General features: G+C 50.2%; 10 protein-coding genes. 4 read left to right on the forward strand and 6 right to left on the reverse strand.

Annotated features, from left to right (window positions below; all coding sequences use genetic code 11):
• Positions 1-148 precede the first annotated feature (148 nt).
• The 3 genes from D328_RS0113335 to D328_RS0113350 all read right to left on the reverse strand — a co-directional run bounded on the left by D328_RS0113335 (position 149) and on the right by D328_RS0113350 (position 5,705).
• Complete coding sequence (locus tag D328_RS0113335; protein WP_018885521.1) at positions 149-2,305, reverse strand: glycoside hydrolase family 6 protein; 2,157 nt, start codon at positions 2,303-2,305, stop codon at positions 149-151.
• Positions 2,306-3,386: 1,081 nt separating this feature from the next.
• Positions 3,387-4,475, reverse strand: coding sequence for a hypothetical protein (locus D328_RS0113345; protein WP_154659054.1), 1,089 nt, complete (start codon positions 4,473-4,475; stop codon positions 3,387-3,389).
• 18 nt (positions 4,476-4,493) lie between these two features.
• A complete protein-coding gene (locus tag D328_RS0113350; protein WP_018885524.1) occupies positions 4,494-5,705 on the reverse strand; it encodes a glycosyltransferase family 4 protein in 1,212 nt (403 codons plus the stop codon).
• Between the two features lie 236 nt (positions 5,706-5,941).
• Here D328_RS0113350 and D328_RS0113355 point away from each other — a divergent pair, with 236 nt between their 5' ends.
• Genes D328_RS0113355 through D328_RS0113365 form a run of 3 tightly spaced genes read left to right on the forward strand, consistent with a single transcriptional unit; the run spans position 5,942 to position 9,163 of the window.
• Positions 5,942-7,219, forward strand: a complete 1,278-nt coding sequence (locus D328_RS0113355; RefSeq protein ID WP_018885525.1) for a nucleotide sugar dehydrogenase — start codon at positions 5,942-5,944, stop codon at positions 7,217-7,219.
• 52 nt (positions 7,220-7,271) lie between these two features.
• Positions 7,272-8,252 carry an NAD-dependent epimerase/dehydratase family protein gene (locus D328_RS0113360; RefSeq protein ID WP_018885526.1) on the forward strand — a complete coding sequence of 327 codons (981 nt, stop codon included), beginning with the start codon at positions 7,272-7,274 and terminating at the stop codon, positions 8,250-8,252.
• Complete coding sequence (locus D328_RS0113365; RefSeq protein ID WP_018885527.1) at positions 8,249-9,163, forward strand: NAD-dependent epimerase/dehydratase family protein; 915 nt, start codon at positions 8,249-8,251, stop codon at positions 9,161-9,163. The genes D328_RS0113360 and D328_RS0113365 overlap by 4 nt, the downstream gene beginning before the upstream one ends.
• Before the next feature lie 342 nt (positions 9,164-9,505).
• Here the strand turns inward: D328_RS0113365 and D328_RS0113370 are convergent, their stop codons facing one another.
• The 3 genes from D328_RS0113370 to D328_RS0113380 all read right to left on the reverse strand — a co-directional run bounded on the left by D328_RS0113370 (position 9,506) and on the right by D328_RS0113380 (position 12,582).
• Complete coding sequence (locus D328_RS0113370; RefSeq protein ID WP_018885528.1) at positions 9,506-10,300, reverse strand: glycosyltransferase family 2 protein; 795 nt, start codon at positions 10,298-10,300, stop codon at positions 9,506-9,508.
• 15 nt (positions 10,301-10,315) lie between these two features.
• Complete coding sequence (locus D328_RS0113375) at positions 10,316-11,470, reverse strand: glycosyltransferase family 2 protein (protein WP_018885529.1); 1,155 nt, start codon at positions 11,468-11,470, stop codon at positions 10,316-10,318.
• Positions 11,471-11,652: 182 nt separating this feature from the next.
• A complete protein-coding gene (locus D328_RS0113380) occupies positions 11,653-12,582 on the reverse strand; it encodes a LysR family transcriptional regulator (protein WP_018885530.1) in 930 nt (309 codons plus the stop codon).
• 118 nt (positions 12,583-12,700) lie between these two features.
• Here D328_RS0113380 and D328_RS29075 point away from each other — a divergent pair, with 118 nt between their 5' ends.
• Positions 12,701-12,907 (forward strand): DMT family transporter, encoded by a 207-nt coding sequence (locus D328_RS29075; RefSeq protein WP_018885531.1) that lies wholly within the window; start codon positions 12,701-12,703, stop codon positions 12,905-12,907.
• Positions 12,908-12,911: the final 4 nt, after the last annotated feature.

Raw genomic sequence — 12,911 nt, forward strand, 5'->3', positions numbered from 1 at the left:
AGAGAAAACCGCCATTCCCTAGATTAAGAGAATGACGGTTGCTTCAACAGCACGTGCAGGCTAACGAATCAAATCCGAAAATCGGTTCGGTTGGTTTGCCTGTCTGAATTAAGGAAGCACCTACAAGTAGAGCTATAAGAAGACATGCTTAAGGCTCAATACCCCAGACCAGAATACCGTCTTTGTAGAGCGTCACCTTCTCCCAGTCCTGATACGATGTTTTGGTAGAGTCATATGAGTAATCATTCGTTTCATCAAAATTGCTCCAATCCGTCTTGTACATACGAAGCTGAATATCCCCGGATTGTCCGCCTGGCTGAATCGAACCAGCTGCAGCTGTGAAGCTGAGCTCCACATACGAATCCGTGAAAGTGCGTTGAATGTTCTCGCTGCCAACCTGGGCCCAGTCGATTGCCGAATCCATATCTGCCGTACCTTCCTTGGTAAAGTAATAGCGGATTGTGAGATCACTCAGGCTAACAGGAGTATTGCCAATGTTTTTAATATTGAAGTTTGGTTTGATCTGGCTGTCCGTTGCATTGGTATCTCCTGTGCGGTACTGCAATACCAGATCGCCGCTCGGAGCCACCACACTCTCTGGCGTTGCGGAAGCGACGGAGGAATCAATGCTCTCTCCAACGGCATTCATGGCACTAACGACATAATAATAGGTCGTTCCATTAGTCAGACCTGTATTCGTGTAGGATGTAGTGTATACATCGGAAGCTACCGTTGTGAATGGACCGGAGGCACTTAGTGCCTGCTTGATGTTATAGCTCGTTGCGCCTGTGGAAGCAGTCCAGCTTAGTGCAATCTGTTCATTGCCTGCTGTTGCTTTCAGTGCTGTTGGAGCTGCTGGAGCCGTTGGTTCGCCGCCTCCATTGTCAGTGCCTGAGAGCACAGGGTATGCATTTTGTACCAGCATCACGAATTGATCATGGAACCAGTGGCCCGAGATGGGTGCGTTAGGTAGGGCACCTGTCAACACGCCATCAGGGGTTGTAAACGTTGGATCACACATCCGGTCAAAGCCTTTGCCTTCATTGTTGGGAATTTCAGAGCTAGAACCATCGGACTCACCTGGAGGCTTGACCCATACATAGGCATCCAGATGTGCAGGACCAGGCGCTACCGTAGGTGGTTCACCGATACCTGCTCCACTGTTGTTACACCAATTGCCTCGGTGGTCCCTACGATCGACACGACCGGAGTCTACATACGTGTTAATATCGTTGCCAGACGCAACTGTTGGACGATTCGCGCCGCCCCAGCCATTGCGGCTGGTATCGATCAAAAAGCCAATACTGCTCGGCCAGCCCGCCTGTACGAAATCAGAATAGAGTGCAGCTGTGAAGTCCGTCTCATCAAAATACGGATTCCATTCATAGAACTTGGCGGATCTGATCGGCTGTCCTCCAACATTCAAGTCCGAGTTGGGCAGATTCGGCTCGAAGAGGGGAGTACTGTTAGCCGTATTTGTAATGAAGCCGTCAACACTGTTCAGACCAGCCTTTGTTTCCCTAACCACGTTCGTATACAAGGAGACTGTACCTGAGCGGTTGTTATCCCATCCGAGCCAGCCGGAATGGGCGATATCCAGATACGTATAGACATTCGGGATCGCATGCAGCTTGTCCAGAGCGTATTTCACTCCGTCCGCATAAATCCCTGTCGAGCTGGCCTGTCCACAAGCCGGGGTACTAAGGTTGGTTACGAGATTCGGCAGACTGTCGGGCTCAATAACGGTGACAATGCGAATATCTTGGTATTTGGGATTGGCAAAGATATCAGCGATAACATCAATATAATCTGTTTTGTACGTCTGCAGGGCAGCCTGCGTCAGCGGCAGCTCTCCGTTGGAAGCCAAGGCGTGGCAATCACGGCCAGGCAGATTATAAATGACGAATGAAGCTGTAATGGGTGTACCGGCTTTCTTTTGTGCCAGAGCGGCATCCAGGTGCTCCTCGATGCTCTTGCGTCCGGCATTGTTATCTCCCCCATAGATGGCTGCTATGCGGTCGATCCATACCGCTGTCGGATAGGATTTAACCGTTTCCATCTTTGCTGCTAATGAGGCATCAGTGGTAAGCGCAATGGATGTATCGACTAGGTCGGAATAATCCTGGTTCAGGTAAGCCGTAGCACCAATAAACGGATTATCCACATGGGCTTCTGCAGCCTGAGTACCACTCGGAGGCATCCAAGGAAAAATTCCCGCCGCCAGCACGGTGGCGGCGAGGATGTGCTTCATACCTTTACGAAGCGTATTTTGTTTTTTGGGTCCCGCTTTCAGTTTTGTCTTCATAGTACCACCTTTCCTTTGTATAAAGTGAGAATAGCAAGCTTGCTCCTCTGTTCTGACACGATGTGCGCACGCTAGCGAGCGTACGGATGAGTCGTGAATACTCACCCCCTTTCTAAAACGATTTCGACATGAGAAGACGACAACTACAAGTGAGATTCGTGGCTCTTATAGGTGAGTTCCTGGGTGAGGTACAGAAGGTGTGGGTGATTGTGAGTCAGCATCGGTGCTCGAAATTTAGGACACGAGCAGCCGAACTCTAAAAAAAGGAAGCGCTTACTTTTCAGTGTTTGAACAAACCTACTCCTACTACATAAAAGCTTCTACATGACAAGCTCATCCCCTTTGTAACCAACTGCGAAATATGAAAATATTAGACTTAATTGAATTGATTCTTATAAATTATATTTTATCCCAAAAATAACAAAGATTTTGAGAAAAATCTACCCTTTTCGCAAAAAAATGCTCTTTCCCTCTAAATAAATTAGTATCTGACCTCAGTCAGACGCACGTAAGGTATCCTTGGTAGACGCGACTCGTAAGATGATGGGCTTTTGTCGATGCGGATGCTTCAGCCCGGAGCTCAAAATGTAATTGGAATGAGCTCTTCCGAATCGCTGAAGGCAGGGGAGGATGGATTGTACTGTGCTTCATGTATAATCAAGCGGCTAAAGGAGCTAGAGGAGAGCTGCCAAAGCCTTCAGCTGGAAAGGCAAATGGGCACTGAAGGACGTTACAGTGATCATTAATGCCGTACCACCCTCCTTCTCCTTGTCAGGTGTAACGAAGGAATGAAAGGGCAAAGACCCGTTGAGACATGGAAGGGTAAGCTACAAGAGCTAGATAGAGCATGCATCCTGCAATTTAGTGATGTTCTAGCAAATCCACTGCTCTAGGCTCTCCCAGCTGAGTACAAAAACACAACCTTCAGACGCCGGGGAAGCAGCATACTGAAGGCTGATTTACACTGAATCTTTTTTCTTGAAAGTATCGCTCCCCTTGCTCCCTGCACACTCGCGCATTATAAGAAACGTCCCCTCATAACCCCTTCCCAAAGAGGCTCAAGCAGCATCTACAACAACTACTATAGCTCTGGTGGACTGACCTGTTGGGCAAGCTGATCTATCTCATCCTTAGACAGGACCGTCCCCACTCCCTCATCTCTTCCCATGCCCTTAGCACTCGACAAGGCTGCAGGTGAAGATGTCAACAATACCTCCAGGAAAGCCGGGTCCAACTCCAGGCTGGTGATCACGGGTAAATTCTCCTCTGGGGCGGTATGCTCTCGCACTCCAGGCTCGCCTGCAGCTGAATCAGGAGATGCACCGCGAGCTACAGGAGCGCCCCAAACGCTTGTATCCGTTATATCGTTTGTTATATTGTTCGTTATATTGTTCTCCTGCACCGTGTGTCCTGCAACAAAAGAAGCCTCAGTTGCTTCTTCCTGAACTGACGACGGACTAGCCACAACAGGATGAGACGGTACATGCTCGACAACTTCAACAGGATGAGACGATACATGCTCGGCAGCTTCACCTGCTAAGTGCTCAGAAGTAAATCCTGAATGCTCGGCAATGAACGCTGCAGAATGGGCTCCCCATTCATCACTGCCTGCTACCTCTCCTTCGTGCTGCAGCGCTGCTGCTGCCAGATTCGGGAGCACCGATTCCGACAGCTCTACTGGGTGCAACGGGTGTACTTGCTGAATCAGCTGCTCAGGAGTAGGTGCTGCTGCTATAGGCTGTACTGGGGGTACTGGAGGCACCAACGGCTGCAGCATCTGCTCAGGTGGGCAAGCCTCAGCCTGCTGCGGCGCTCCAGGCCATGGCGGTAGCGCAGGAGCTATGAAGTGGTTTCTCTGCTGCTGCAATGGACTGCTCGGCTTGAGCTGCTTCACTTGCTTCGGCTTCCGTTGTCTCACTCCCCTGCTGCCTCTGGCCTGATTGCTCCTCCTAAGTCTTCTCGCTTGTCGCTTGACTCCCCCGCCGCTACCGCTATACGACGTTGGCTTTCTTTTCCGACTCTTCAAGCCTTCTGACCGGCGTCGCTTACGAGCAGAACCCCAAGTCGCGGTGCGTTCACTTTTGGTGCGTTCGCTTTTTGTACGTCTGCTTTGGGTTGGTCTGCCCACAGCGCATTTGGTCTGTCTGAGCAGCCCCATACGATAAGCCATATGCGTCATTCCTTTCTCTTAGCTAGGTTGATTCGTCACTTCTTCATAGAGCTCCATCGTCTCAGTCATCATGCGTGACATGGACCAGTATTCCGTCGCCCACTCCTGGGCCTGCTTACTCATCTGAGCCCGTAGCCCCGGATTGTCCAGCAAACGCTTGAGGTGTATATATAGCGCATTGCTCTGTCCTGGAAGGCAAATGAAGCCCGTCTTGCCATGTTGCACCATCTCGGGAATACCACCGGCTCCTGCCGTTACGACGGGAGTCCCAGCCAGCTGAGCCTCCATGACGGAGAACGGCAGATTATCCTGCAGACTCGCCAGCGCGAAGATATCCGATTTCTTGAGCAAGGCTGGTACGTCTGCACGATCTCCCAAGAATAGGACATGCTCCTGCAGGCCGAGCCTTTGCGTCTGCTGCTGTAGCTCCTCCTTGAGTGGTCCATTTCCTAACAGCCAGCACACCCAATCTGTACGTTCTTGCTTCAAGCGAGCCAGCGCGTCAATTAAGTACTTGTGTCCTTTGACAGGCACCAATCTGGCTGGACACACGATCACCTTGGTCCCCTCTGCTGCACTTATTTCTGTCGGATGCTGCGTCCGCGCCATGAAGGCATCTACATCAATACCGTAGGGCATGACCTTTACATGACGGTTCGGAATACCGAAGTCCGATACCATCAGTTGCTGCAGCCAGCGGGAAGGTACCACTGTCGCATGACTGGAGGTAGCACCATACAGCTCCTCAGCCGCAGCATATTTCCAAGCTAGTGTGTTCTTTCCTGTAACCTCTCCATTGTGCAGGAACTCCGTAGCAATACAGCCATGTATGGTGGCCACCAACGGCGTCTTCTTCGGCTTCACCCTCCACAGGGCTCGGGTAGAGACAATATCCTGCGTATGAATCAGATCGTAGGATTCCAGGCCGAAGGAGGCTGCCGCAATCTCGAAGCAATAGCGTTCGATATCTCGCCAACGAATCCAGTGCTCCACATGTGGCATGTGTTGCTCATAGTAAGCGCTGAGCTGACCATGTACACGTTCCTCAATAAGTGACTTCTTGAGCTTGCGACCGTTGTTCGACATGTAATAATGCGCCATATCCGGGTGATGGGCGAACACATCCACCTCATGTCCCAACTGTTCAAGCCCCTGCTTAAGCGTGTCTACGTAGGTCGACAGACCGCCGACATGGGGCAAGTAAAAATACGTACTTAGCAAAATTCTCACCTAATCCAGCACCTCCCCAAGACATTTCACACTATTCTATGTGCTGGTGTCTGTCACCGTCAGGGACATCCAACCATTTTCCATGACGTCTGCCATTCATAGCGCCATTCACCATAATCTCTTGAATCCTGGAACAGGCATGGTATTCTACCATTTTTGCGCTGACGGTACTTTAATCTATACGTTTGGAAGAGCGAATGAGTAGGATATACAAGCACTGGAAAAGGAGTGAAAACATGAACAAGTCAACCTTCAACATTGCCGTAATCGGATTAGGATATGTAGGACTCCCCTTGGCTCAGCTCTTCCTCAGCAAAGGACACCACGTCTATGGAATAGATGTGGATAATAGCAAGATTCAGAAGCTGCTGCAGCATCAAAGCTATCTTTCGGATTTCTCTGCCAAAGAGATTCGATTGATGTTCGCAGACGGGCTCTTCCAGGTCAGCAGCGACTTCGCCGATGTCGCGCATGCAGATGCCATTATCATATGTGTGCCTACACCACTGGACCGTGACAGCCAGCCTGATCTCACCTATGTCAAAAAGGCCATGGAAGCCGTGCTCCCCCACCTGCACAAGGGCCAGTTAATTGTACTGGAGAGCTCAACGTATCCGGGAACAACGGAAGAGATTTTGCAGCCCATGCTGGAGGCTAAGGGACTTGTGGTCGGTGAAGAAATCCATCTGGCTTACTCTCCCGAGCGTATCGATCCGGGGCCGCAGCAAGCTGCTCTACATGCGATTCCGAAGGTACTTGGCGGCGTGACAAGACAATGCACAGCCTTTGCACAGCAAGTCTATGAAAGTATCTTCGATCAAGTCGTCGTCGTATCATCCCCGAGAGTAGCCGAGTTCACCAAGATCCTGGAGAATTGCCAACGGCTGATTAATATTTCCTTCATTAATGAGCTGACGGTGCTCTGCGAGAAGATGAACATTAATCTCTGGGAAGCCATTGATGCAGCGAGTACCAAGCCTTATGGCTTTACCCCCTATTATCCTGGACCCGGCATTGGAGGACACTGTATTCCCGTTGATCCACTCTACCTGCTCTGGAAGGCCAAGCAATACGGCTACGATCTGACATTCATTGATCTGGCCCATAAGGTGAACCGCTTCATGCCCAACTATGTCGTACAAAAGGTTAGCCAGTCCCTATCAGCCCGCAAGGCACTGAACAAGAGTAGTGTCCTGGTCCTCGGTATCACCTACAAAAAGGATGTCAATGACATGCGGGAATCCACAGCCATTCCGATCATGGAGAAGCTGTCACAGCTCGGTGTCCGTATAAGCTACTCCGATCCGTATATTCCCGAGGTTACCGTAGGACGTGCGAAGCTTCAGAGTATCCCACTTACCAAAAGAAACATCCAGCAGCACGATTGTGTGCTGATTCTGTCTGACCACTCTTCTGTCCCCTATGAGCAGCTCCCGTCCGTCTCCAATCTGATTATCGATACCCGCAATGCTACCAAGCATGTCAAGGATCGCAGCAAAATCATCCTGATCTGATCATTCAAGTGATCCAGTACAGCTACAAAATCTATTAAAGGCGGTGTCAAGCATGAACATTCTGGTAACCGGCGGAGCTGGCTTCATTGGCTCACATCTGGTAGAACGCTTGCTCCAGCTCGGTCATCGGGTATGGACGCTGGACGACATGTCTACAGGTCGACTGCATTTCCTTGAACAGGTATCCCACAATCCCAATCATACCTTTATAAAAGGCTCTGTGACGGATGCAGGCGTGCTTCGCGAGCTCGTGGCCAAATGTGACGTTATCTTTCACCTGGCTGCCGTACTTGGCGTAAAGAATACAGTGGAGAATCCGCTGAAGGTGATTGAGGGGAATATAGACGGTACCCGCAATATTCTGAAGCTGGCATTCGAGCGCGGGATCAAGGTCGTATTCTCGTCCACCTCGGAGATTTATGGACGCAACACACAGCTTCCGTTCCGCGAGGATTCGGACCGTGTGCTTGGTGCACCTTCCATCAATCGTTGGTGCTATGCGACAGCAAAGGCAACAGATGAGCATCTATGCTTCGCTTATGCGCAGGAAGGACTCCCGGTCAGCATCGTCCGTTACTTTAACGCTTACGGTCCGCGGCAGACCTCCTCTCCCTATGGCGGGGTCGTATCCCGGTTCATCAAGGCTGCGCTGCTAGGTGAGCCGCTCCAGGTATACAACGATGGATCGCAGATTCGCTGCTTCACATATATCAGCGATGCGGTCGAGGGCACCATCGCCGCTATGGAGAGGGAGGTGGACGGACTGGCATTTAACATTGGCTCTGAGAAGCCAATTACTATTGCCGATCTGGCCGAGAAGATTCGCACTATTGCAGGGTCTTCTTCCACGATTGAATACATTCCATATATCGATGCTTATGGAAGCAGCTATGAAGACATGCCTGTGCGCGTACCTGACATCTCTCGTGCGCGCAATCTGCTACAGTACGAACCGCATATTTCGCTGGAAGAGGGGCTTCAACTGTCGATTGACTGGTTCCGCAATCAGATGAAAGCGGGTCGACTGTCATGAAGGCTGTCGTCACAGGAGGAGCGGGATTCATCGGCTCCCACCTGGTCGATGCCCTGCTCTCTGCAGGGGCAGAAGTCCACATTATAGACGATCTTTCAACAGGCAAACAGGAATACGTTTCCCCACAAGCTCACCTACACCTATGCGACATTGGTAGCCCGCAAGCACAGGAGCTGCTGCTCCGCATCCAGCCTGAGGTGCTGTTCCACCATGCCGCACAGGCAGATGTGCAATATTCCGTCAAGAATCCTGGCTACGATGCCACAGTGAACATTGCCGGAACAGCTCATTTGCTGGAGGCTTGCAGGCTAGCTGGAGTGCGTAAGGTCATTTATCCCTCCTCTTGTGCCGTCTATGGAGAGCTGGATCAGCTCCCCATTCGGGAAGAGGATCTGGTGGAGCCTATCTCCTTCTACGGGATCTCCAAGCTCACACCAGAATCTTACCTGCGTGTCTTTCACAAGCTCTATGGCCTTGAGTATACTGTTCTGCGTTATGCGAATGTATACGGACCGAGACAGACACCCAAGGGGGAGGGTGGTGTCATCTCCATTTTTCTGGAGCGTCTGAAAAAAGGTCTGCCATTGACCGTCTATGGAGATGGACAGCAGACACGGGATTTTGTCTATGTGCAGGATGTCGTCGCGGCCAACCTGGCCGCTGTTAGGCGGGGACACCAGCACATCATTCAGATCGCCACCACGACACCTACCTCGCTGAACACACTGGTGCATGAGCTGCGTCAGCTGCATTCTCAGCCCTTCCAGGTACGCTACGAGCCTGAGAGGCCTGGTGACATCCGGCACAGCGTGCTGCATCATAGCGAGGCAGTTCGACTGCTTGGCTGGAAGCCCTGCTATGATCTGCGCAGCGGTCTGAAGGAAGCCTATGAATATGTTATGGAAGAGTAACAGCTTATTGAAATAATGAAATAAAGGCCTCATGATCTCATGTACGGAAGTACATAGATCATGAGGCCTTTCTAACTGGAGGTATCCTATATTGGAAATAGCTTATAACCACCCTAATCAGGAACAGCAATTCACGCATGAACGAGTATTAATAGACTCATTACTGAGGGACAGAGCTATAACAGCTCTGTCCCTCAGTTACTTCTATGAACGGTCGATTTCGATCTCCAGAAATCTGCAAAACATCTATTCTGTACACTAAGTTGTTGTCCCCATCTAATTTCCTCTGTCGCCAAGTGATCTATAATCGTGTTCTATAATCATGTTCTATAATCCTTGTAGTCACGTCTTGTGTCCTGTGGGAACAAGTCGGACCGACTGCCACAGCTCCGGTGGTCCGACCAGTTCACAGCGATAGTGACCACCCCAGCGCTGCAGGGCCTTCTCTGTATAAAAACGTCTCAGCTTGTTGTAGACGGCAGCATTTCGATCATGACTAAGGTTCGATTGATGGTACCGGAAATGGTACAGATCACGGTTCACGTAGGCAAATCTGTAATGATCCAGCAATCGCAGCAGCATGCGCCGATCCTCCATTTTCCGGCCACCGGTAAGCCTGTCGATCTCCCAGCCTCCGACACGTCTGACACTAGAGGTCCGGTAGAAGCGAGGCTGCACCATGGGATCATATACGGCAAAGTCATACCTGCTTGCGAAGCTTCGCTGCTTCACGGTCTTGTGATAGTGCAGCTGTCCCCCATACTCATGCCAATGTACAGTATTCCCGTAAGCAAGTGCTGTAGTCGCTGGCTGTCTGGTCATCGCATTGTACAGCACCTGTACAGCATCCCGCTCGATCCAGTCATCGCCGTCCACCTGAATGAAGTATTCGGTCCTGATATGCTTGAGCGCCTCATTCAGTACATGACAGATCCCTTGATTAACTTTGCGTACGATCATTCGGGTACGGGCTGGGTCTGCATGTCGTCTGGCAATCGCAACAGTCTGGTCTGTCGAGGCATCATCAATGATCAGCAGCTGCCAGTTCCGATAGGTCTGAGCATGAATGGACTCCAGGGTGCGTTGGATGTAGGCTGCCTTGTTATAGGTAGGGACGACAATCGTCACCTGACTCATGCATGCTCACACTCCTTAGGTGCCGGGGCCCGTCCCCGGTCCTGTTCCAGGTCCTGTGTTGGGTCCAGTCCCCAAGCCCATGCCAGGAGCAGAACCCAGTCCCTTCCCTTCCGTAATCTTCAAGCCTGTGTACGCTGCTGCTGGAGGGGTAGAGGAGGTAGAAGATATGGGTGGCGTTGGCGGCAATAATGGCGCTTTTGGTGGTGCTGGTGCCTTTGGTATCGGTGGTGGAGTGGCTACCTTTGGTGCCGCTGTTACAGCAGGCTTAGCCGTACTGGCAGGGGCTATTGAAGGCGTCGGCGGCGAAGTCGGGATGTCTGGCGGTGCCTGGAGTGGCTGAGGTACAAGCCCCGGCTTGAGTGGTGGGGACAATCCTTTGGCCGTCTTCAGTGGAATGAGACGATCCAGTCGCTTCCAGCCGACCCCGAAGGTCAGAATGACCGGCTTGTATTCATTTCCCCAGCGGCTTAGCGCATTGTGAATCGTCCATTCTGCCATCTCGGCATACACACGAACATTATTGGTCTGATTCGTGTCATGACGACGGTGGTTATAGAGCAGCTTATCAATCCAATGGAAATGATATTGCTCAATCAGACGGAGCAATACACGCTTATCCTCCAGATATCTGCCGCCATATTTGTCATCAATGGGCCAGCCCCCGATCGAGCGCAGTGCGGATACCCGATAGCATCGCGGCCATACCGACGAATTAGCGAGCAGGAAGGCATACTTGTCTTTGTAGTGGCGACCCTTGTAGACCTCGGTCATCAGACGATTGCCATAAGCGTCCTCATGGACAATATGAATGTTGCCTGAGATGACGGCTACCTTCTCCGGAAGCTTGGCTGCCTCCTTTACCATAACCTCCAGCGTATACGGGAAGAACCAATCATCCGCATCCAGTTGAATGACAAGCGGGGTCTTTACCTGGGACAATCCCTTGTTCATTGCCTTTGATTGTCCAACATTCCGTACAGTCTTTAGCAACATAACCCGCGGATCCTGCAAATATCTTTTCAATCCAGGCGAGTAAGGCTGTGTTGACCCGTCATCCACGAGAATAAGCTTCCACTGGCTGTAGGTCTGTCTAAATACACTTTCGATAGCTTCCAGCAGAAAGGGTCCTGGATTATAGAACGGGATGAGCACTGTAATCTGTTCGTTCAAACCTGTAACACCCTCCTTCAAGGTTCCTGCAAAGCTGTCCGGTGCAAGGAAGCTGCTACCAGAGCTCTATTTAATATATTCATAGCAGCAAGAAAGGATATGGTCAGCGGAACAAGCCATGCACAGAATCCGCATGTACCCTGATCGGAACCAAAAAGAAGCATGTTCTCTAGATAAGAGAATCATGCTTGGTTGGATGCAGCATCAGAAGGGGAGGTGGCGTTCATGCCTACAAATATATCTATAAAAGCCTGTGCCGCTGTCGATAATGGCATTCCTTTTTTGATAGCCGCTACGAGATGCCTTGGAGGAATGCTCTCCTGTAAAGGTATCTCAACAAGCTGCCTGCTCTTAAGCTCTCTTAGGACATACTCTTTGGCTACACAAGCAATACCCAGTCCATTGACAGCAAATTCAACCATTAAATCCAGATGACTTAGTTCAATCTTCGGCGATAAGCGTATTCCACACTTATGAAAATAATTCTCTATATACTCCCTCGTACTTCCTCCCTTCTGTAGCAGGATCAGCGGATAATTCTGTGCAAGCTCCCGAATATGAATCGGTTGTCGGGACAAATGCTCGTACCTTGTTCCTGCTACAAAACAATCCTGGACTTCTATTTTTTTGACAACAGTTGCGGTATGCTCATCCCAATTCCTCAAGTTCATAATCCCGATATCGATCTCACCCAGATTAAGCCGTCTTGCAATTTCCTGACTGGATTGATCTACAATGTCTATTGTAATAGCTGGATTCACATGACAATACTGGCTAATTGCCTCCAGCAACTCATATTTGCACACCGCACTGCACACAGCAATCCTGATATTCCCTGCATTTAACTGCTGTAGTTCATCGAATTTACGCTCGGCAGTCAGCATCATATGATATCCCGGCTCAATATATCTGAACAGAACCTCTCCTTCTACAGTGAGGGTTACGCCTCTAGCATTGCGATAAAATAAGGCTCCCCCAAGCTTGTTCTCCAATTGCTTGATCGCTTGACTAATAGCAGGCTGCGAAGTGAATAATTCAGCTGCCGCTTTGGAGAAGCTGCCCATCTTTGCCGTAACATAAAATATTCTATAAAGCTCCAGATTAACAAACATATAATATTTTAATATACCTCCTGAACTAAATAGTTATTTTTATTATGTTATGTTCCCTATTATGATAGTCCTGCTAAACATCGTCAACGAGCCCTTACAGAAAGGAGGGATCATACTTATGTCATGGCTGTATTATCTGATATCTCTATTGTCAGGTGCTGCACTAACCTTGCAGGTCGGAGTGAACAACCAGTTACGCGAGAAGGTGAATAGTCCTATGCTTTCCTCGCTACTCAGCTTTAGTGTTGGAGCGCTTTGCCTAGGAATTGTATTTGCGGGCGTAGTGCTGCTCTTGACAGGGGCTTACATGATCCAAAAATTCTAATGAC

The organism is Paenibacillus massiliensis 2301065 = DSM 16942, from assembly GCF_000377505.1.
GTDB classification, from domain to species: Bacteria; Bacillota; Bacilli; order Paenibacillales; family Paenibacillaceae; genus Paenibacillus; species Paenibacillus massiliensis.

Bases quoted from the DNA above. Each gene is read 5' to 3' on its own strand.
- D328_RS0113370 (WP_018885528.1), bottom strand. From the start codon at position 10,300: ATGAGTCAGGTGACGATTGTCGTCCCTACCTATAACAAGGCAGCCTAC.
- D328_RS0113335 (WP_018885521.1), bottom strand. From the start codon at position 2,305: ATGAAGACAAAACTGAAAGCGGGACCCAAAAAACAAAATACGCTTCGT.
- D328_RS0113380 (WP_018885530.1), bottom strand. From the start codon at position 12,582: ATGTTTGTTAATCTGGAGCTTTATAGAATATTTTATGTTACGGCAAAG.
- D328_RS0113355 (WP_018885525.1), top strand. From the start codon at position 5,942: ATGAACAAGTCAACCTTCAACATTGCCGTAATCGGATTAGGATATGTA.
- D328_RS29075 (WP_018885531.1), top strand. From the start codon at position 12,701: ATGTCATGGCTGTATTATCTGATATCTCTATTGTCAGGTGCTGCACTA.
- D328_RS0113345 (WP_154659054.1), bottom strand. From the start codon at position 4,475: ATGGCTTATCGTATGGGGCTGCTCAGACAGACCAAATGCGCTGTGGGC.
- D328_RS0113365 (WP_018885527.1), top strand. From the start codon at position 8,249: ATGAAGGCTGTCGTCACAGGAGGAGCGGGATTCATCGGCTCCCACCTG.
- D328_RS0113360 (WP_018885526.1), top strand. From the start codon at position 7,272: ATGAACATTCTGGTAACCGGCGGAGCTGGCTTCATTGGCTCACATCTG.